At 62.7% G+C, this 21,162-nt stretch carries 17 protein-coding genes and 1 pseudogene; 15 read left to right on the top strand and 3 right to left on the bottom strand.

What is annotated here, in order from left to right; translation table 11 throughout:
- Positions 1-17 precede the first annotated feature (17 nt).
- The 7 genes from ACFVHU_RS14055 to ACFVHU_RS14085 all read left to right on the top strand — a co-directional run bounded on the left by ACFVHU_RS14055 (position 18) and on the right by ACFVHU_RS14085 (position 8,792).
- Positions 18-1,883: a PEP-utilizing enzyme gene (locus ACFVHU_RS14055; protein ID WP_388024896.1), complete on the top strand. Its 1,866-nt coding sequence runs from the start codon at positions 18-20 to the stop codon at positions 1,881-1,883.
- A 108-nt stretch (positions 1,884-1,991) separates the two neighbouring features.
- Positions 1,992-2,738, top strand: a complete 747-nt coding sequence (locus ACFVHU_RS14060; protein ID WP_388024898.1) for an SDR family NAD(P)-dependent oxidoreductase — start codon at positions 1,992-1,994, stop codon at positions 2,736-2,738.
- A gap of 50 nt (positions 2,739-2,788) precedes the next feature.
- Entirely contained in the window at positions 2,789-3,109 is a 321-nt protein-coding gene (locus tag ACFVHU_RS14065) for a 2Fe-2S iron-sulfur cluster-binding protein (protein WP_134779181.1), read from the top strand.
- Between the two features lie 2 nt (positions 3,110-3,111).
- Positions 3,112-4,407: an NAD(P)/FAD-dependent oxidoreductase gene (locus tag ACFVHU_RS14070; RefSeq protein WP_388024899.1), complete on the top strand. Its 1,296-nt coding sequence runs from the start codon at positions 3,112-3,114 to the stop codon at positions 4,405-4,407.
- Between the two features lie 7 nt (positions 4,408-4,414).
- Positions 4,415-5,083 (top strand): HD domain-containing protein, encoded by a 669-nt coding sequence (locus ACFVHU_RS14075; RefSeq protein WP_388024901.1) that lies wholly within the window; start codon positions 4,415-4,417, stop codon positions 5,081-5,083.
- Positions 5,080-6,573: an aldehyde dehydrogenase family protein gene (locus ACFVHU_RS14080; RefSeq protein WP_388024903.1), complete on the top strand. Its 1,494-nt coding sequence runs from the start codon at positions 5,080-5,082 to the stop codon at positions 6,571-6,573. Before ACFVHU_RS14075 ends, ACFVHU_RS14080 begins: the two co-directional genes overlap by 4 nt.
- Before the next feature lie 335 nt (positions 6,574-6,908).
- On the top strand, positions 6,909-8,792 hold the full coding sequence (locus ACFVHU_RS14085) for an FAD-dependent monooxygenase (protein WP_388024904.1): 1,884 nt from the start codon (positions 6,909-6,911) through the stop codon (positions 8,790-8,792).
- 160 nt (positions 8,793-8,952) lie between these two features.
- Here the strand turns inward: ACFVHU_RS14085 and ACFVHU_RS14090 are convergent, their stop codons facing one another.
- Both ACFVHU_RS14090 and ACFVHU_RS14095 read right to left on the bottom strand, forming a co-directional pair.
- Positions 8,953-9,699 (bottom strand): aspartate/glutamate racemase family protein, encoded by a 747-nt coding sequence (locus ACFVHU_RS14090; protein WP_105656405.1) that lies wholly within the window; start codon positions 9,697-9,699, stop codon positions 8,953-8,955.
- 8 nt (positions 9,700-9,707) lie between these two features.
- Complete coding sequence (locus ACFVHU_RS14095; protein WP_286134071.1) at positions 9,708-11,231, bottom strand: NCS1 family nucleobase:cation symporter-1; 1,524 nt, start codon at positions 11,229-11,231, stop codon at positions 9,708-9,710.
- Between the two features lie 641 nt (positions 11,232-11,872).
- Between ACFVHU_RS14095 and ACFVHU_RS14100 the strand changes: the two genes are divergently transcribed.
- The 8 genes and pseudogenes from ACFVHU_RS14100 (at position 11,873) to ACFVHU_RS14135 (ending at position 20,396) form a co-directional block, all read left to right on the top strand.
- A complete protein-coding gene (locus ACFVHU_RS14100; RefSeq protein WP_388024905.1) occupies positions 11,873-12,676 on the top strand; it encodes a hydroxypyruvate isomerase family protein in 804 nt (267 codons plus the stop codon).
- Positions 12,677-12,701: 25 nt separating this feature from the next.
- The gene (locus ACFVHU_RS14105; RefSeq protein ID WP_388024906.1) at positions 12,702-13,613 is read left to right on the top strand and encodes a 2-hydroxy-3-oxopropionate reductase; all 912 of its coding nucleotides are present in this window, start codon (positions 12,702-12,704) and stop codon (positions 13,611-13,613) included.
- Positions 13,614-13,880: 267 nt separating this feature from the next.
- Positions 13,881-15,674, top strand: a complete 1,794-nt coding sequence (gene gcl / locus ACFVHU_RS14110; protein WP_388024907.1) for a glyoxylate carboligase — start codon at positions 13,881-13,883, stop codon at positions 15,672-15,674.
- Between the two features lie 151 nt (positions 15,675-15,825).
- Positions 15,826-17,208 (top strand): allantoinase AllB, encoded by a 1,383-nt coding sequence (allB, locus tag ACFVHU_RS14115; protein WP_388024909.1) that lies wholly within the window; start codon positions 15,826-15,828, stop codon positions 17,206-17,208.
- 249 nt (positions 17,209-17,457) lie between these two features.
- Complete coding sequence (locus tag ACFVHU_RS14120; protein ID WP_388024910.1) at positions 17,458-17,775, top strand: hypothetical protein; 318 nt, start codon at positions 17,458-17,460, stop codon at positions 17,773-17,775.
- Positions 17,776-18,201: 426 nt separating this feature from the next.
- Positions 18,202-19,255 (top strand): annotated as a pseudogene (locus ACFVHU_RS14125) (IS3 family transposase).
- A 130-nt stretch (positions 19,256-19,385) separates the two neighbouring features.
- On the top strand, positions 19,386-19,826 hold the full coding sequence (locus tag ACFVHU_RS14130) for a hypothetical protein (protein WP_388024912.1): 441 nt from the start codon (positions 19,386-19,388) through the stop codon (positions 19,824-19,826).
- A gap of 225 nt (positions 19,827-20,051) precedes the next feature.
- On the top strand, positions 20,052-20,396 hold the full coding sequence (locus ACFVHU_RS14135) for a hypothetical protein (protein ID WP_388024913.1): 345 nt from the start codon (positions 20,052-20,054) through the stop codon (positions 20,394-20,396).
- 463 nt (positions 20,397-20,859) lie between these two features.
- On the opposite strand, the gene ACFVHU_RS14140 is transcribed toward ACFVHU_RS14135, so the two are convergent.
- A complete protein-coding gene (locus tag ACFVHU_RS14140) occupies positions 20,860-21,087 on the bottom strand; it encodes a hypothetical protein (RefSeq protein WP_105656397.1) in 228 nt (75 codons plus the stop codon).
- Positions 21,088-21,162 lie beyond the last annotated feature (75 nt).

A 21,162-nucleotide genomic window follows, 5' to 3' on the forward strand; every position in this document is an offset into this window, starting at 1 on the left:
TGAAAGGGTGCATGACCATGACAATGAAGTCGTTCCCCAAGCCATCCGATTTGCCGGTACCAGCAGGTGCCGAAGGATGGGAAGAGATCTACCCGTACTACCTGGTGTTCCAAGACGAGCTTAAGGAACAAGAAGATGCCAAGTTCTGGTTCTGCGACTCCTCGCACTGGCCAACGGTCTTCAAGCCCTTCGAGACCATTGGCGGCGAATTCGCGGTCAAGTGCCTGGGCCAGTACAACGCCCGCCACCTGATGATCCCGAATGCCAACGGCATCGACTTCCGCGTGCACTTAGGCTACCTGTACATGTCCCCGATACCGGTGCCCGAGGACCAGATCGCGGCCCGCGTCCCGGAATTCGAGGCGCGCATCGGCCACTACTTCGGCGACTGGGAAAACAAGCTGGCGGCCTGGCACGAGAAGGTCAAGGGCACCATCGCGGACATGGAAGAACTGCGCTTCGACCCGCTGCCTGAAATTGTTCCGTTCCAGGACATCGAGAACGGCGTGGGCAAGGACGGCTCGCAGATCCTGCTGGATAACTACGACCGGCTGATCTCGCTCACCTACCAGAATTGGCAGTACCACTTCGAGTTCCTGAACCTGGGCTACATCGCCTACCTGGACTTCTTCAACTTCTGCAAGGAAGTCTTCCCGAACATCCCCGACCAGTCCATCGCCACCATGGTGCAGGGCGTGGACATGGAGCTGTTCAAGCCCGATGACGAGCTCAAGTCGCTGGCCCTGCTGGCCGTCGAGCTCAAGCTCTCGGGTCTCTTCTCCAACACCGATGACCCGCAGGCCACCCTGGCGGCCATCGCCGCGGCCCCGGGTGGCGAGCGCTGGATCGCCCAGTGGGAAGCAGCCCACGAGCCATGGTTCAACTTCACCATCGGCAACGGCTTCTACGGCCATGACAAGTACTGGAACGAGCACCCGCAGATCCCGCTGAGCTTCATCGCCGACTACATCCGCCGCGTTGAGGAAGGCGCGCAGATCCTGCGTCCCACCGAAAAGCTGATTGCCGAGAAGGAACGCATCGTCGAGGAATACAGCGACCTGCTGGATTCCGAGACCGCCGAGGTCTTCGAGGCCAAGCGCTCGCTGGCTGCTACTGCCTACCCCTATGTGGAGAACCACAACTTCTACATCGAGCACTGGACCATGGGCGTCTTCTGGCGCAAGATCCGCGAGCTTTCGCGGATGATGGCCGATGCCGGGGTCTTCGAGGATCCCGAAGACCTGCTCTACCTGGGCCGCAACGAGTTGCGCGATGTCATCTTCGATCTGGTCACCTCCTTCGGCATCGGCGCCGGCGAGCCTATCGCCGCGGTAGCCCTGCCGAAGAAGATCGCCAAGCGCCGCCAGATCGTCGACGCGCTGAAGACCGCACGCCCGGCACCGGCACTGAACACCCCGCCGGAATCGATCACCGAGCCATTCACCCGCATGCTGTGGGGCATCACCACCGAACAGGTGCAGTCGTGGCTGGGCAATGACGAGGATGCCCAGGAAAACGTCCTCAAGGGCATGGCCGCCTCGCCAGGCGCTGTCGAGGGCGTGGCACGGGTGATCATGCACGCCGACGACCTGGGCCAGATCCAGCCGGGCGAAATCCTGGTGGCGCCGATCACTGCGCCGAGCTGGGGACCGATCTTCGGCAAGATCAAGGCAACGGTCACCGACATCGGCGGCATGATGTCCCACGCGGCGATCGTTTGCCGTGAATACGACCTGCCAGCCGTGACCGGTACCGGCAGCGCATCGACCACCATCAAGACCGGCGACCGCCTTCGGGTGGATGGCGGCAAGGGAACCGTGGAAATCCTGGTGGACAGCCCCGTCTTGACCGGGCCCGGAGCCCATTCGCACAACCACGGCTAAGACCTTCCTGGTACCCCAAACCAGGAATACCCCCGGGTGCCGGCCCAGCCCCCAAGGGCCGGCACCCATCCCACCAAGAATCTTTTCTTCTGTTGAAAGGCACGATCCATGAGCAGCTCACCAACGGTGCTGATCACCGGAGCCGCCGGCGGACTGGGCCGGGCCTTCGCCCTCGGGTTCGCCGAACGCGGCTACCGGGTAGCCGCCGCCGACATCGACCTAGCGGGCACCGAGCAGACCGTGCAGCTGGTTCGCGAGGCCGGCGGGCAGGCCGCGGCCTTCGAAGTAAATGTCACCGACCCGCAATCCACCGACAAGATGGCGGACGGCGCCGCCGAATTCGCTGGCGGGCACATCGACGTGCTGATCAACAACGCCGCGATCTACGCCACCGTGACCCGCTCGCTGTTCGAGGACATCGACCCCGGCGAATGGGACAAGGTCATGGGCGTGAACCTCAAGGGCCCCTGGATGGTCACCCGCGCGGTCTCCCCGTTCCTGGCCGCCGGATCACGGGTGATCAACCTGGCCAGCGCCACCGTGTACTCCGGCTCCGAGCAGTGGGCCCACTACGTGGCTTCCAAGGGCGGCGTCATCGCCCTGAGCCGGGTGATGGCCAAGGAACTGGGCCGGCGGGAAATCACCGTGAACACCATCGCGCCGGGGTTCACCCTCACCGAAGCAAGCCTGGGGCTGATGGAAGACGCGGCCAGCTACGGCGTGGACCGCGGGGCGCTGAAGCGGGCTAGCCAGCCCGCCGATATCGTCGGAGCCGCACTCTTCCTGGCCGGCCAGGACTCCTCCTTCATCACCGGGCAAACGCTCGTCGTTGACGGCGGACGCCAATTCATCTGATTCATGCTTCATCGGACAAGACTTCAATCACCAAATTAGGAGTGATCATCATGGCGACAGTAAATTTCACTGATTTCGAAGGCAATGCACGCAGCATCGAGGCCAACACCGGCGACTCGGTGATGGAAACCGCTGTACGCAACGGTGTCGAAGGCATCGTTGGCGAATGCGGCGGCTCGCTATCCTGCGCCACCTGCCACGTTTTCGTTGCCGAGAATGACCTGGATTCGCTGGAGCCAATGAGCGAGATGGAAGACGAGATGCTCTACGGCACCGCGGAAGACCGCGAAGACAACTCGCGGCTGTCCTGCCAGATCAAGATGTGCGAAGGGCAAACGATCAACGTCACCACCCCGGAAACCCAGGTGTAGCCATGAAAACCGCAACCGCCGTATCCACCGCCGGCGCCCCGGCCCCAGAGGCGCAAACAGCCACCGGCCTGCTGATTGTCGGCGCTTCCCAGTCCGGCGTCCAGCTAGCGATCTCGCTGCGCGCGCTGGGCTATGACGAGCACATCACGCTGCTCGGGGATGAAGACCACCGCCCCTACCAGCGTCCGGCGCTGTCCAAGGAATTCCTGCAGGACAAGATCGGCAGCGAGTCGCTGATCTTCCGCTCCAACGAGTACTGGGACGAGCACAACGTCACCCTGGTCAAGGGCGAGCGCATCGAGGAAATCGCCTCCAATGCGGATGGCTCCGGCGTCGCAGTGGGCAGCTCCGGCACCCGCTACCCGTACACCCGTCTGGCGCTGGCGGTGGGCGCGCGCCCACGCCGCTTCGAAGCAGAAGGCAGCGGACTGCACGGCGTGGTGTACCTGCGCAACGCCGACGACGCCCTGCACCTGAAGGACCTGGCCCCGAAGGCCACCGACGTGGTGGTCATTGGCGGCGGATTCATCGGCCTGGAAGCAGCCAGCTCGCTGCAGGCCATGGGCAAGAAGGTCACCGTGCTGGAATACGGGCCACGCCTGGTGGGCCGCGCCGTGGGCGAGGACACCAGCAGCTACTTCCTGCGCAAGCACCGGGAACGGGGGCTCGATATCCACCTCGACGCCCGGGTGCGCAAGATCCACGGCGCAAGCGGCCACGTGAGCGCCGTCGAATTGGAATCCGGGGAAATGATCGACGCGCAAATCGTGCTGGTCGGCATCGGCGTCATTCCGAACACCGAGCTCGGCGAAAAACTCGGCCTGCGCATCGATAACGGCATCGTCGTCGACCACGCGGCCCTGGCTTCGGATGGCCACACGCTGGTAGTCGGCGACGTGGCCAATATGCCCAACCCGGTGCCCGGCGCCCCTGAAGGCGAGCGGATCCGCTTGGAATCGGTGAACAACGCCGTGGAGCACGCCAAGGTGGCCGCCTACGCCCTGATGGGCCAGCGCGAAGCCTACGCCGGCATCCCATGGTTCTGGTCCAACCAGGCCGACATGAAACTGCAGATCGCCGGCCTGTCCATGGGCTTCGACAAGATGGTGAAGCGTGAAGTACCCCAGAAGGGGAAATTCACCGTGCTGTACTACCGCGAAGGCCAGATCATCGCGGCCGACTGCGTGAACGCGCCATTGGATTTCATGGCGGTAAAGCAGGCCCTGGCGGCCGGGAAGAACATCGACCCGCAAGCTGGCGCCGATGCCGCTGTCCAACTCAAGACCCTGATTGCCTGAGGACATCATGACCACTCTGAACGAGACCCGGCCACTGCCTGCGCAGGGCTCCATCAACACCAGGCCCATTGCCCTGGATGAGCACTTCGACGGTGAACTGGATAAGATCTGGGCCGCGGTGGAACCGGAAACCCGTGCCCGCGGCAACGACATCCACCTGCCGATTTCGCTGTCCTTCGCCCGTCGCCTGTGCGACGCCTATCCGGAAGCGGACCGCACCCTGGTGCTGGTTTCCACCCTGCTGCACGACACCGGCTGGGCCCACGTGGATGAAGAAAAGATCATCTCCGACGGCTTCCGCGGCGACTGGCGCAAGGCGGACATCCGCTACGAGCACGAGCGCGAGGGCTGCGAAGTGGCCCGGCGCGTGCTGCCGCCGCTGGGCTATGGCGCGCAGTTCGTCGAGGCCGTCTGCGCGATCATCGATGGGCATGACACCCGTGCGGTGGCCTATTCGCTGGAGGATGCGCTGATGCGCGACGCGGATCGGCTGTGGCGCTTCGACCAGGCGGGCATCGCACTGGCGTCGGGCTGGTTCGGCCAGGACCCGAGCACCTACACCGACCGGCTGGAAACCGAGATCATCCCGGAGCTGATCACCGAGGCGGCCGTGGCCATGGCCACCGCTGACCTGGCCCGCTCCCGGTCGCTGCTGCGGACCAAGGCCCTGCGATGAGCGCGGCCGCAAGCACCCGCGACAGCTTGGCGATCCCGTACCGCCATGTCGATACGCATTTCATTGACGGGGGATGGGTTGGCTCTGCGGGAACCGGGCGCATCGAGGTCACCGATCCGGCCACTGGGCAAGTATGGGGCTCGGTCCCGGCAGGCACCAGCCAGGACGTCGACCGCGCGGTGGGTGCCGCGCACGCCGCTTTCCGCGGTGAGCCGTGGCGAAGCTACTCGCCTTCGGATCGTGCGGCCTTGCTGCTGCGCATCGCTGAAGAAGTGGAGGCCCGGGCCACCGAGCTGTCGCTAACCAATACCTTGGAAAACGGCTCCCCGATTTCTGAAACCGGGGGAGCGGCCGCCAATGCCGCCGGAATCTTCCGCTACTTCGCAACGCTGGCTCCATTGCTGGAAAACGAGGACCTGCGCCCATTCCCGAACGGGTCCGGGGAATCCCTGGTCCGCCGTGATCCGGTGGGGGTCTGCGCGCTGATTGCCCCTTGGAACTTCCCCATCAACCTGATGGTGATCAAGCTGGCCCCGGCCTTGCTGGCAGGGTGCACCGTGGTCATGAAACCAGCTTCGCCAACACCGCTGTCCTTCCGCATCATCATGGATGCCATGGCTGCCGCCGGAGTGCCAGCGGGCGTCGCCAACCTGGTCACCGGGCCGGGGCGCATGGGCGATGAACTGGTTCGCCATCCGCTGGTCTCCAAGGTCGCATTCACCGGGTCCACGCCGGTGGGGCGCAAGATCGCCGCGGCCTGCGGCGAGCTGCTGCGGCCGGTCACCTTGGAACTGGGCGGCAAGTCCAGCGCCTTGGTGCTGCCGGATGCCGATCTGGAGGTGCTCAGTTCGCGGCTGATCCGCTCGTGCATGCGCAATACCGGGCAGACGTGCTACATCTCCACCCGGATCCTGGCCCCAGCGCAGCGCTACGACGACGTCGTGGAGACGGTGCGCGCAACGATTTCCGCAGGAACCCAAGGGGACCCGTTGCAGGCCGGCACGGTGTTCGGCCCTTCGGCCAACGGGAGCCAGTACGAGACGGTCCTGGAGTACCTCGCATCGGGCCATGCGCAAGGCGCGCAGGCGGTGACCGGTGGCCGCAAGGCCATGATGGAGGCCGAGCTGGCCGGCGGATATTTCATCGAGCCAACCGTTTTTGCCGGTGTCACCCCGGACATGAGGATATCGCGCGAGGAAATCTTCGGACCGGTGATCACCGTGCTCAAGTACCAGGATGAAGCCGAGGGCATTGCCCTGGCGAATAACACCGAATTCGGGTTGGGCGGCCTGGTCTTCGGTGCCGACGAGCAGCATGCGGTGCAGGTCGCTGACCGGATCGATTCGGGCAGTGTGGGCATCAACTTCTTCGCCTCGAACCATGCGGCGCCATTTGGCGGGCGCCATGACTCCGGCCTGGGCGCCGAATACGGGCCCGAGGGCCTCTCGGCGTACCTGAGCTACAAGTCCATCCATCGCCAGGTCCGCTAGCAAGAACACCGGCCGGCAAGCAGCGCAGCAGGGTGTCCCGGGCCAGATGGCCCGGGACGCCCTGCTGCCCTTTTCTGGCCGCGGCGCTGGCCGTGGAAAGCGCCTTGGAATCATTGGAACCCCAGGTCAAATACGATACATGGAGATTTAAAAGAAGGCTTCCGCTGGGTGGAAGATTCACGTGGTGCTTCCCCGCAGAAGGGCGCAGGCTTGCTACTAGTCCTCAACGTGTTCCGCATCACAATCAAGCGGGCATGAAGAACTTTTCCGGATGATCGGCAGCGACAGTGCAGTTCCTGCTTGAAGATCATGCGACCCAGCTAAGGAGCTCCAGGATGCAGTACCACCACGACGGATATGTCGGCCGCAACCCTCGTATCAGGAATGCAGAAGGTACGGGACTGAACCGTACTGCTGAACTGCCCGAGACGATGGATGTGCTCATTGTCGGTGCCGGACCGGCCGGCATCGTCCAGGCCGCCCAGTTGACCGAGTATCCCGAGGTCCACACCCGCATCATCGAAGCCCGCCCGGAGCGGCTGGCCGCGGGCCGCGCCGACGGCCTGTTCCCGCGCAGCTGCGAAACCTTCCAGGCCTTCGAGTTCTACGACGAGATCGCGCACGAGGCAGCGCACATGCGCGAGATGAGCTTCTGGGGTCCGCATCCGCAGAACCCTGCCGAAATTGCCCGTGGCGCCCGTGCTGATGATCCGCCGGCATATGTCAGCGAATTCCCGATCCTCACCGTCAACCAGGCCCGCGTGATCGACTACTTCGCAGAGCGCGCAGAAAACGGCCCGGCCCGCATCAACATCAACTACGGTGTCGAATTCCTGGACCTGGTGGTCCACGATTCCGGCGAGTATCCGGTAGAAGTCCGCATCAATGACGAGCACGGCATCGAGCGCACGGTGCGCGCCAAGTATGTTGTCGGTTGCGACGGCGCGCGGAGCAAGGTGCGCAGCTGCATCGACGTCGAGGTGGTCACCGACCCTGCCGACCAGGCCTGGGCAGTGATCGACATGCTGGCCAACACCGACTTCCCGGACTTCCGCACGCGCAGCGGCATCCAGTCCGACAAAGACGGATCCATCCTGCTGATTCCCCGCGAAGGCGGCTTCCTGACTCGCTTCTACGTGTCGCTGGATACCCCGAACGACCAGAACCGGGCGCAGGTCCGCGCCACCACCGCGGAAGAAGCCATCGCCCGCGCCAACCGCATCCTGCACCCGTACTCGGTGGATGTGCGCGAGGTGACCTGGTTCAGCATCTACGAGGTGCGCCACTCGGTGGCCCAGAGCTTCGATGATGTCGCCGCGAAAAATGATCCATCGCTGAACCCGCATGTGTTCATCGCCGGCGATGCCTGCCATACGCATAGCGCCAAGGCCGGCCAGGGCATGAACGTTTCCATCCAGGACGGGTGGAACCTGTCCTGGAAGCTGGGCCAGGTGCTCACCGGGCGCAGCGACGAGTCGCTGTTGAAGACCTATAACGAAGAGCGCCAGGATGTTGCGCAGAAGCTCATCGACTACGACAAGGAATGGTCTGCGATGATGTCGCGCAGCCCGGAGGAAATGGAAGGCCCGCACGAGATCATCGACTTCTTCGTGAAGACCGCCAACTTCCCCGGCGGCTTCGACACCAAGTACGAGCTGTCCACGCTGACCGGCGGGACCGCGCACCAGAAGCTGGCCGAAGGCTTCCCGGTGGGCATGCGCTTCAAATCCGCGCAGGTCTCCCGCGTCTGCGATACCACCACGGTGCAGCTCGGGCACCACTTCCGTGCCGATGGGCGCTGGAGGCTCTACGCCTTTGCCGACGAATCGGGGCAAGAGCTCGAACAGCTGGCGCAATGGCTGGAGAATTCTGCCGATTCGCCAATTACCGCGTACACCGCTGAGGGCCAAGACATCGACAGCGTATTCGACGCCAAGGTGATCTACCAGCAGGACTACCATGAGGTGGAAATCAACAAGGTGCCACGGCTGTTCCTGCCGAAGGTGGGCCAGGTCCAGATCACCGACTGGGAGAAGGTCTATGCCGCGATCCCGCATCAGGATATCTTCACCGAGCGCAAGATCGACCGGGCCGGAGCCCTGGTTGTCGTCCGCCCGGACATGTATGTCGCCCAGGTCTTGCCGTTGACTGCCCGCGCGGAACTGGCCGAGTTCTTCTCGAAGAACATGGCTTTGCCGAAGGTGCCTGAATTCTCCTAGGCCAATCCGGTCCTCGATGGAGAGCAGGGCAAGAAGAAAACCCCGGTGCCGAAGCACCGGGGTTTCCTTTTGTCATCACTCGCACCTTCATGAGGTACTTATAACTCTAGGACGGCTGACTGTGAGCGCGCTGGGCTGAGCCTGCCATTTGGCTTGGCATTCAGAGACCCGCCGGAACGACGGCCGCCGGAGTCATGGGAAAGCCGGTCACGGTCTTGGGCCGCGGGGGAGCGTAGGTGCGCACCTTGGAGGTGCTCAGCCCCATGCGGACCAGCGACTCCGCGATGGTCACCGCTGCGCGCACGCCATCAACAATTGGCACGCCGGTGGCCAGCCGCACCTGTTCCTCCAGCTCGGCCATGCCGCCGCAGCCCAGGCAGATCACTTCGGCCTTGTCGTGCTCCACGGCCTGGCGGGATTGCTCGACGATGGCCGCTACCGCGCGCTGCGGATCGGATTCCAGTTCCAGCACGCCCAGCCCGCTGGCGCGCACCGAGGCGAGCCGGTCGGTCAGGCCGGCCAGTTTCAGCCGGTCCTCGATCAGCGGCACCGTGCGGTCCAGCGTGGTGACCACCGAATACTTGTGGCCGAGGAATTGCGCCGTGGAGGCGGCGGCTTCGGTAATGTCCACGACCGGGACATCCAGCAGTTCCTGCAGGCCCTCGCGGCCGTGCTCGCCGTAGCCTGCTTGGATGACCGCGTCGAATGGCTCGGTGTAGCGGACCACCTTGTCCATTACGGCGATGGCCGCCAGATAGCTTTCGAAATTGCCTTCGCAGGAGTCCGCCCCGAAATCCGGGGTCAGCTCGACGATCTCGGTGCCGGGCGAGGCGACCTGCCGTGCGGAATCCCCGATGGCGCGGGTCATGGACTGCGTGGTGTTGACGTTCAGGATCAGAATGCGCATGAGTTGTCCTAATGGGTTGGTGCCACGGCGATCGGCTCGCCATCGATGTCTGCCAGATCGTGCTGGCGCTTGGCCAAGGCCAGGTAGGCCAAGGCGCCGGCGCCCGAACCCAGGAACCAGGCGAACGGGCCGACCACGTGCAAGGCGGGGACGAAGGCCAGCACCAGTGCGATCACCGAGCTGATCACCAGTGCCCCGACGGCCCGGTAGTTCACGCCGCGGGTGAAGTAGTAGGTGCCTTCGGCATCCGAGCGGTACAAGTCCATGACGTTGATCCGGGCTTTGCGGATCAGCCAGTAGTCGGCCATGATGATGCCGAACAGCGGGCCGAGCAGCGCGCCCAGGCCGCCCAGGAAGTAGTTGATGATCTCGGGGGAGTTGTACAAGTTCCAGGGCAGGATGACCAGGCCGATGACTCCGGAGATCAGTGCGGCGGTGCGGAAGTTCAGCTTCTTCGGGAGCAGGTTGGTCAATGCGTAGGTCGGTGCCACGAAATTGGCCATCAGGTTCACCGCGATGGTCAGCACCAGCAGGGCGGCGGAGGCCAGCAATAGCAGCAAGGTGTTCGGGATCGCGCCCACAATATCCGACGGCGAGGTGATGACCTGGCCGTTGATGGAGAACTGCGTACCGGTCAGGACCACCACGATGGCGCCGAAGAACATCATGTTCAGCGGGATGCCGAAGAAGTTGCCCTTCACGATCGCCTTCTTGGAGGATGCGCCACGGGTGAAGTCGCAGAAGTTCAGGACGAAGGTGCCGTAGATCGAGACCCACAGGGCGGCTGCGCCGAACATCGCGGTCCACATCTCGATGCCGGTCTTCGATTCGCCGGTGCTCATCGAGACGTTGAAACCCGATTCGAAGAGCATCCAGATGGCCAGGCCCAGGAAGGTGGCCAGGATGACCGGGCCAGCGAAGGCCTCGTACTTGCGGATCATCTCCATGCCGTAGCTGACGATGACCAGCTGCACCGCCCAGAGGGCGACGAAGCAGATCCAGCCCAGGGCGTTCAGTCCCAGGAAGCTGGTCTGCTCCAGGGCTGCGGACCCCGGGGCCACGGCAATCACCATGACGGCGAGGACCTGGGCGGCGAGGTAGGTCTGGATGCCGAACCAGGCAATGGCCACGGCCCCGCGCAGCAGCGCGGGAATCTGGGCGCCGTTGATGCCGAAGGCGATGCGGCTCATCACCGGGAAAGGGACACCGGTTTTCTCGCCCATGAACCCCGAGAAGTTCAGCAGCGCGAAGAGCAGGACCGCTCCAATGCCCAGCGCGCCGAGGATCTGCCAGCCGCTCATGCCCAGCGCGAAGAGCCCGATGGCGAAGGTGTAGTTGCCCAGCGAGTGCACGTCGTTGGCCCACAGGGTGAAGATGCTGTAAGAGCTCCAGGTGCGCCCGGAGCGGGTGGTTGGTGCCAGGTCCTGGTTGTAGAGCGACGCGCTCAACTCGAAGGGATTGGCCCGGTCGATAGCGGGCCGGTTTTCCTGCGGTGCGGCCTCGGGCACCATTTCAGGGGTCTTTTGCGACATGATGGACATCCTTGTCAAAGGGTCATGCATCCGGGCAGGCGCATTCGGGCGCACTGCGGCAAGGGAAGATGACAGATCTGGGGAAGCGGAGCGTTCAGGGGAACGGCCCGTGCCTGCCTGCGGGGACGCAGGACAGGTAGGCGGGCCCGCTTACGGGTAGATCGGCTGTCCGAAATTAACGTAGAACTCGGCCGGCGAGCCGAGAAGCGGCATGGCCGGGCGCGGCGCAACGGCAAGCCGCTGTGCGCTGTGCGTGATGCACGGTGGAAAAAGCATGGCTGCTCCTGAGCTAGGAAGTCACTCCGAGATATGTGCCAGGTGAGTAACCACCACTGTATGCACTGGATCACATTCCCGCAATAGAAAATGATAATTTCACCAGATGGTATTTTGGCCGGATTCCGGAGCCTTTTATTCCATTCCCGGAATCCGCTGATGAGCCTGCTTTTATCAGGATCGCACCGGGCGCCATTCCTGTCCTGATGCCACTGCAGCGCACTTCTGTGCGACTCTGCGCGCATCGGCACTTCGTCCCGAAACCTTCTTGACAGTGATTGGCGTCTCGTCCTAGAGTTTTCATAAAGCAAAAGCTAACTTCCATAAAGCGGAATCTTTGGAAGATGTTCTTGAAGGGAAATCCAGTGTCCTACACTCTGAACTGCTCGATCCTCCTCACCGAGTTGCCGCTGCTGCAGCGCGCGGATGCCGCCAAGCAGGCGGGTTTCGACAGCGTCGAATTCTGGTGGCCATTTGGCGAAGCCGCACCCTCCGGCAAGCAGGTCGACGAATTTCTCGCCTCGCTGGCCAACGCGGGCGTCCAGCTGGACGGATTGAACTTCTTCGCCGGCGACATGCCGGCAGGCGACCGCGGACTGGTTTCATGGCTGGGGCGCGAGTCCGAATTCAAGGACAATGTCGACGCCGTCGTGGCCATCGCCGAAGCTACCGGCTGCAAGGCCTTCAACGCCCTGTACGGCAACCGCATCGAGGGCGCCGACCCGGCGGCCCAGGATGCGCTGGCCTTGGAGAACCTGGTGTCCGCGGCCCAGGGCGTGGCCAAGGTCGGCGGCACCGTGCTGATCGAGCCGGTCTCCGGCACGGAAGCCTACCCGCTGAAAACTGCGGCCCAGGCGCTTGCAGTCGTCGAGGCTGTCAAGGCCCAGGGCCAAGGGAACATCGCGCTGCTGGCCGACTTCTACCACCTGTCAGTCAACGGCGATGACGTCGCCGCCGTCATTGAAGCGCATGCCAAGGACTTCGGCCATATCCAGATCGCCGATGCACCGGGCCGCGGAGCTCCGGGCACCGGGGACCTGCCGCTGCAGGACTGGATCAAGCGCTCGCGCGAGTTGGGCTACACCGGCAACGTCGCCCTGGAGTACAAGCAGGAAGCGGCCACCGCCTTCGACTGGCTCCAGAACGCCAGCAGCAGCGCCGCAGTCTAGAGAACACCTTTTCGCACAAGAATTTTTGGAGAATCACATGTCGCAGAACATCGCCTTCATCGGACTGGGCATCATGGGCCTGCCGATGGCCAAGAACCTGGTCAACGCCGGCTATCATGTCACCGGCTACAACCGCAGCGACAAGGCCGGCAATGAGCTGGCCGCCGCTGGCGGAACCAAGGCCGCCTCCATCACGCAAGCCGTGGCCAATGCGGACGTGGTCATCACCATGGTCCCGGATTCCCCGGACGTCCAAGCCGTCACCCTCGGCGCAGAGGGCGTCTTCGCCAACGCGAAGGCCGGAGCGCTGTGGATCGACAACTCCTCGATCCGTCCCGACGTGGCCGTCGAGCTTGCGGCCGCGGCCCGCGACGCCGGACTGCGCCCGCTCGATGCCCCGGTTTCCGGCGGCGAAGCAGGGGCCATCGAGGGCGTGCTGTCCATCATGGTCGGTGGCGAGCAGGCCGACTTCGAGGCTGCCGCCCCGGTCCTGGAAGCTATGGGCAAGACCATCGTGCTGGTGGGCCCGTCGGGCTCGGGGCAGACGGTCAAGGCCGCCAACCAGCTGATCGTCGCCGCCAACATCCAGGCGCTCTCCGAAGCCGTGCTTTTCCTCGAGGCCTATGGCGTGGACACCGACGCGGCCATCAAGGTCCTCGGCGGCGGCCTGGCCGGCTCCAAGGTGCTTGACCAGAAGGCCCAGAAGATCCTGGACCGCGAATTCGCCCCGGGCTTCCGCCTGGCCCTGCACAACAAGGACATGGGCATCGTGACCTCCGCGGCCCGCGAAGCAGGCGTCGTGCTGCCCCTGGGCGCACTGGTCGCCCAGCTGGTCACCTCCACCGTGGCTTCCGGCGACGGGGCGCTGGACCATTCGGGCCTCTTCCGCGGGGTGCAGCGCCTGGCCGGAAAGATCGACGCCCCGGTCCCTGCCTAGCACCACCAAATCTTCCTACGGCGGGGACAACTAGGTAACCCGCTTCTTCAGCTAGCGGCCGCGCAATACCGGCTACGCTCCGGTGCCGCCGGACCCCTGGTACACGGCAGGGGCCCGACGCGCCGTATCCGCTGCGCAATGGGCTTTGTTCCAGTTCATCGCCGCTAGCTGGTGCTCAAGGAAGCGGCGTTGTGGTGACTCATGCACCTTGGCTTCCCGCCGTAGGTATCCTTCTTTTCTTCTTCTCGTTCCAAAGGACGTATTCCCATGCCTAAGATGCGCGCAATCGACGCCGTCGTCCAGATCCTGGCCAAGGAGGGCGCCACCGAGGCGTTCGGCCTGCCAGGAGCCGCGATCAACCCGCTGTACTCGGCCATGAAGGCTCACGGCGGCATCCGCCACACCCTGCACCGCCACGTCGAGGGGGCCAGCCACGCCGCCGACGGCTACTCGCGGGCCACTGGCAAGATCGGCCTGTGCCTGGGCACCTCCGGTCCTGCCGGCACCGACATGATCACCGGCTTGTACGCCGCGATCGCCGACTCCATCCCGATGCTGTGCATCACCGGGCAGGCCCCGACCAATGTGCTGCACAAGGAGGACTTCCAGGCCGTGGACATCGAGTCCATCGCCAAGCCGGTGACCAAGTACGCCTCGACCGTGCTGGAGCCGGGACTGGTTCCGGGCACCTTCGCCAAGGCTTTCCAGATCATGCGCTCGGGCCGCCCGGGCCCGGCCCTGATCGACCTGCCGATCGACGTGCAGATGGCCGAGATCGACTTCGACATCGATGCCTACGAGCCGTTGCCGGTGGAAAAGCCGAAGGCCACGCGCGGCCAGGCCGAGAAGATCGTGGACCTGCTGCTCTCCGGAAGCAAGCCGATCATCATCGCCGGCGGCGGCGTGATCAACGCCAACGCCAGCGCGCAGCTGGTCGAACTCGCCGAGGAATTGGACATCCCGGTCTCCCCGACCCTGATGGGCTGGGGCGCCATCCCGGATGACCACCGCCTGCAGTCGGGCATGGTCGGCATCCAGACCCACACCAAGTACGGCAACCAGACCTTCCTGGAATCGGATATGGTGCTGGGCCTGGGCAACCGCTGGGCCAACCGCCACACCGGGGATCTGGCCACCTACCGCGCCGGACGCAAATTCATCCACGTGGATATCGAAGGCACGCAGATCGGCCGGGTGTTCTCCCCGGACCTGGGAATCACCTCGGATGCCGGGGCCGCCATCGAAGCCATCCTGGAAGTCGTGCGCGAGCGCAAGGCCGCCGGCACCCTGCCGGACTACTCGGCCTGGGCCAACGAGGCCACGGCCCGCAAGTCCACCGGGCACCGCAAGACCAACTTCGAGAACGTGCCGATCAAGCCGCAGCGCGTCTACCAGGAAATGAACGCCGCCTTCGGCCAGGGCACTACCTACGTGTCCACCATCGGGCTCAGCCAGATCGCCGGTGCGCAGATGCTGCATGTCTACAAGCCGCGCAACTGGATCAACGCCGGACAGGCCGGCCCGCTGGGCTGGACCGGACCGGCCGCCCTGGGCGTCGTGCGCGGCAAGCCGGGGGAAAAGGTCGTGGCCCTCTCCGGAGACTACGATTTCCAGTTCATGATCGAGGAGCTGGCCGTCGGCGCCCAGTTCAAGCTGCCGTACGTGCACGTGGTGGTCAACAACTCCTACCTCGGACTGATCCGCCAATCGCAGCGCGCCTTCGAGATGGATTACCACGTGTCCCTGGGCTTCGATAACATCAACTCCCCGGAAACCAACGGCTACGGCGTGGACCATGTGAAGGTCGCCGAGGGCCTGGGCTGCAAGGCCGTGCGCGTCGAGGATCCGAGCCAGCTGGCTGCCGGATTCGCGCAGGCCAATGCGCTGGCCGAAGAGCACCAGGTGCCAGTTGTGGTGGAAGTGATTCTGGAAAAGGTCACCAACATCGCCATGGGCGCGCAGCTGGATGCAGTCAATGAATTCGAAGACCTGGCTTTGGACGCCGCCGATGCACCAACCGCGTTGGTGCCGATGGCAGCCTCGGCCACCGTGGGTGCGTGAAAGGGCAGTCGTCGCTGACCTGCAACCCGCAAAGTTTGGCGCGGGGCACCGGTTCACCAATACGGGTGTGCCCCGCGCCACAACAACCTAGACTTGGCATAGAGCTGCCGAGCCCCAAGAACACCTAGCAATTAACGAGTAGGAACACCTCATGAGCATCAACGAAGCTGTTGGCCGCACATCGTCCCCGACCGCCACCGGAACCACCTATGACCTGGTGCTGCGAGGCCAGCAAGTGCTGACCACGCAGGGCATTGGCCCGCGCGAAATCGGCGTGCGCGACGGAAAGATCGTCGCCGTGCAGGAATTGGGTGCTGGACTGGCCGCAGAGCGCGTCATCGAGGTGGCCTCCGATGAGGTCCTGCTGCCCGGACTCGTTGATACCCATGTGCACGTGAACGAGCCAGGCCGCACCGAATGGGAAGGGTTCGAGTCGGCGACCAAGGCCGCCGCTGCCGGCGGGGTGACCACCATCGTGGACATGCCGCTGAACTCCATCCCGCCCACGGTGAACCTCGAAGCGCTGGAAATCAAGCGCGCGGCCGCTTCCAAGAACGCCTATGTCAACGTCGGCTTCTGGGGCGGTGCCATCCCGGGCAACAAGAAGGATCTGCGCGAGCTGCACGAAGCCGGAGTCTTCGGCTTCAAATGCTTCCTGCTGCATTCTGGAGTCGACGAGTTCCCGTCCCTGAGTGTTGGCGAGATGGAAGAGGACATGGCCGAACTGGCGTCCTTCGACTCGCTGATGATCGTGCACGCTGAGGACTCCGATATCATCGGCAACTCCCCGCAACCGGTGGGCGGCAAGTACGCCGGCTTCCTGGACTCGCGCCCGCGCGATGCCGAGAACACCGCCATCGCGCAGGTGATCGAACGCGCCCGCACAACCGGAGTGCGCGCCCACGTGCTGCACCTGTCCAGCTCGGATGCGCTCCAGATGATCCGCGAGGCGAAGGCCGAGGGCGTGCTGCTCACCGTGGAAACCTGCCCGCACTACCTGACCTTGCTGGCCGAGGACATCCCCGACGGCGCCACAGCCTTCAAATGCTGCCCTCCGATCCGCGAGAACGACAACCGCGAGCTGCTGTGGAAGGGCCTGGAGGAAGGCATCATCGACTGCATCGTTTCGGACCATTCCCCGTCCACCATTGACCTCAAGGATGTGGAGAACGGCGACTTCGGCGTGGCCTGGGGCGGGGTGGCGTCGCTGCAGCTGGGGCTGCCGCTGATCTGGAGCGAGGCGAAGAAGCGCGGACTGAAGCTGGAACAGGTCGTGCAGTGGATGGGCCTGAATCCCGCGAAGCTTGCCGGACTGGGCTCCAAGGGCAGCATCGAGGTAGGCAAGGACGCGGACTTCGCGGTCTTCGCTCCGGAGGACACCTTCGAGGTGGACGTCCAGAAGCTGCACCACAAGAACCCGATCTCCCCGTACCAGGGCAAGACCCTGAACGGCGTAGTCCGCCGGTCCATCATTGCCGGGACCGATGTGGATTTCCAGAATCCAACGGGTCAGCTGATCCGCCGCGAGAGCTAGGAACCGGTACCTCGCAAAGCCCCTGTCCGCAGGACGGGGGCTCTGCTGCGCCGTGGGCAATAATAGCCCCGGCGTGCTTTGGCCACCACAGATTCGCAGTGTATTCACCGGTGGTACGCAGGCTATTTCCCTGGCGCATAACAAACAGGTATCGATTGGATGTGGCGTTAAAGGATTGGGCTGCCCAGCTCATAGACTGTCAGCACTATGGGGATAGAGCAGCCGTCACTCTGAATACAGGAAATGGGTATGAACGCGATTACTGCTGCTTCGATAATGAGCAAAGAAGTCGACGATCTGGCGTTGGGCGAAGTGGTCCAGGCGTCGCTGGTCTTCGGCGCAATCCTCATGGCTGTGCTCCTTGCCTTCGGGCTCAAGACCTATGCCCATTGGCGCCGTCATGCCAACGGCACTCCAGCTGATCAGCGTCCGGCCGAGCGTGATGAGGCTCCGAGTCCAGCAAGCGGTACCCGGAAACTTCCAGCACCGCGGGTTGAAGTGCTTTCGGCGCTCGGGGACCTGCGCCGGACCGGGGCCTTGAAGCGCGGTTTAGAGGACAGCAGATGAAGACAGGGATTCGGCCGGACGCAACGGGATAGTTAGTCAAAGACGAGATTGGTAGTCTCAAGCCCATGCAGGGCCGCACTTGGCTTGGCCCACGCGATAACGGGCTGGAGGTATAGCGGTGGTTGAAGCAACCCGGGTGCACCCGGCCTTGCCACGCCTCTTGCTGGTGCGCGCAGCGCCCGAAACCGGGCGGATCTGGTTCGCGAAATCCTGGATGGGGACCGGAAGGGTGCCGTCCATGATTTCTCGGAGCGGCCATTCGAGGTGCTGGAAGAACTCGAGAAGATTTCCCTGCTGCTAGCCCGAGACCCGCAACTCCATGCCGCGGTGGTGCTTGCACCGGGGCATACGGTGTGCTGAGGGTTTGGTTGACACTTCGACCGCATGACCAAGCTTTGGTTATGCGCAAACGAAGGAACAAAAGCCATGCCAAGAATCTTCACCGAAGAATTCAAGAAGGCCGCAGTCGCTCCCGTCGAATCAGTGATGTCGCAGAAGCAAGTCGCTGCGGATCTGTGAGTCTCAAAGACAGCACTGCAAACTTGGGTTCGCGATGCCCGCTACCAATCCCACGGATTCGCCCCATCCTCCGATGCTGACGAATGCAAAGAAATGATCCAGGCTCTCAAACGGATCCGGGAGCTCGAATTGGAGAACGAAGTGCCGCGCAAGGCTGCAGCTTACTTATCCCAGCCGCACATCCGTTGCCCAATATATTGGGCCCGTTCGTCCAAGAATTAGTCGCCAGAACAGGCAGTAAACGCATTTCTGTGGCGGTGACGCGCCGGGTCTTGGGATTCAGCACCCAGGCGTATTACAAGTAGCTGAAGAGCCCCGTCTCTGAGCGGCGGGTGTGGAGGCTGTGTCGTGAGGCTGCAATCCGCTTAGTGATCAGTCAACACAAGCGCAAGCACGTTCCGGCAGGCCCTGTGGTGCATGATGACCTTAGTGCAGCGGAACTTCACCGCCGAGCGGCCCAACCAGTTGTGGTTGACCTATATCATCGAGCACCACACGAGTGAGGAAAAGCTATACCTATGCGCGATCAAAGACGTCTTCATCAACCGAATCGTTGGCTATTCAATGGATTCGCGGATTAACGTCCAACTGGCTGTCAACGCCGTGGAAATGGCAGTGGCGCACCGAGGCCATCCGTGTGGGGTCACAGTTCACAGCGACCGTGGCAGCCAATTCAGATCCAGGAAATTCACCCAGGCTCTCGAGCGTCAGGGGCTGGTTGGTTCGATGGGCAGGGTTGGGGCAGCTGGTGACAATGCGGCTATGGAGTCGTTCTTCAACATGCTGCAGAAGAACGTGTTGGACCGTCGCTGGTGGTCCTCCCGCCAGGAACTTCGTCTGGCCATTGTTGGGTACCTGGAGGGGAGGTATAACCGCAAGAGCAGGCGACGAGGTTTTGGGGAAAATGACCGCGAGCCAGTTCGAGGCTACAATGTTCGAGTCTGTCGCTCTGGCAGAATAAACCTTCGTGTCAACCAAACCCTCAGCAGACCCCGCAGCAGGGCTATTCCTCAACCTGCGAAGCCCCTGGTGGTTTCAACTTTGGTGACCTGGAAGCGGATGAATGGGCACACCTCATGCCCAATTCGAGGATGACCTCTCCATTCGGGCCGCGTGCGTGCCCGCTGGCCAGCTGCTGTGGCATGCCTTTCCTGATGATGCAGGAAGGCGTTTACCTGGCAGGATCAGACCCCTACTTCCACGATCCCACGGACATGAAAATCACGTATGTCAGAGTCGGCAAGATCGACAAGCTCTACGACTCCAATGGCAACTACATCGTCGCCCAGTTGACCGAAGCATTGTATTCGGAATTCGAGTTCCACGAAGCCCAAGGTCACTCCCTGCTGGTCAAAACCGGGGATGTGGTGAGAAGGGAAAACCGCTGGGCAAACCGGGTGCTACCGGCAATTCCAGCGGCATCCACGTCCACCTCCAGACCAACAACCCGAAAACTTCAGGTTTCGACCGCCCAGCAATCAACAACGGCAATACCTATGACCCGGTATCGATCCTTCGACAGCAAAAAGTGAACATCCAAAGACCCCCCAAACTCATGAGCCTCGCCCTGGTGGCGGCACGCGTTACAGAGCTGGCCGGATGCACCAGTGCGGGAACAGACGCCGAACCTATCAGTTTCCCGCCCATGACGGCTATGCGGACACCAACTGCCAGTAGCCCCTCCCTAAGCAGCGGCCCCAAGCACGGGGATGCTGTGGATGATCCCGCCAAAATCGAATTGGCCAAGCAAAGCAGCAATGTTCTTGACCACCTGGAAACCGAACAAGGATTTCAACCGCACCGCAGCTGAACTGCGCGCCCGCAAGCTCATGACCAGCGAACGGGCCAAAGAGGTCATCGGCTCGGAACGGCCCTCAACCGGTGTTGAATGGTTGACAGCCGCAGAAAAGAAGGCGACCAGCAAGCCCTCGGTGAAGCTGATGGCAGAGCGCCACGAGCCAGACCGTTGCGGTCACCGCCACCTGGCAATGGGTCGCCAAGAACGGAGTATCCTGGGCTGGGGAGGGAATCAGACGTTCTTCTCCACTTTCACCGACACCGCACCGTACAAGGTTCACGACTACGTTTCATTGAGCAAATAAGCAGCCTGGACGGCGCTGCCGATTTGCCTCTTGGAAAAGACAAAGCGACATGAGAACTACAGAAAGATCCTGCGGGCCCGCATTCTCGAGGTTCTATGCGTTACGACATGCACCGCTGGCAGCAAAAATGGTACGGAATCCTCCGCTTATCGTGCGGTCCAGCATGTCGGCAAACCGAAGATACGGATTTACAGCTAGGCTAGTTTCGTTTGCTAGATTTTCAGATCCAACCACTGGGCGGCGAATCGTTTTTTCCCCCAAGAATAACGATTCCCAGTGGGCCCGCTGGTTTTCCCCAAAAACTTGCGGGTTGCTTTCCTTGCCGATGAGAAGACCCCGCGTGCATTGACAGCGGGGGTCTTCTCATCAAGGGACTGATGCTGGTTATGCAGCCACACACCCAAGAAGTGTTCTTCTTCAGCATTACAGGCCGTAGATTCCCAAGCAGACCATTTGCTGGCATTCAGTCTCCCAATACCAGTGTGGCATCACCATTCGGCGATTCTTCCCATGCTTCTTCGACCACCTGGATCAAATGAGTGACGGAACTAAGGATTGCCGGTGATTCCGATGGGCCCGATAACAAACCATCTCTGTATCTTTTCAGCGCTTCATACAAGGCGTAGCTGGAATCATCATCTTCCATCCGGATAGTGAGCGAGTATGGAACGAAATGCTTGTCAGAATCCATGATTCCTGCTTGATTGTCGTGTCGGAGAACTATCCGCGGCGTATTTGATTGGATGGGCGCTCAGCCGAGATACCG

It is taken from the genome of Glutamicibacter sp. NPDC127525 (genome assembly GCF_042672105.1).
Classification (GTDB): Bacteria; Actinomycetota; Actinomycetes; order Actinomycetales; family Micrococcaceae; genus Glutamicibacter.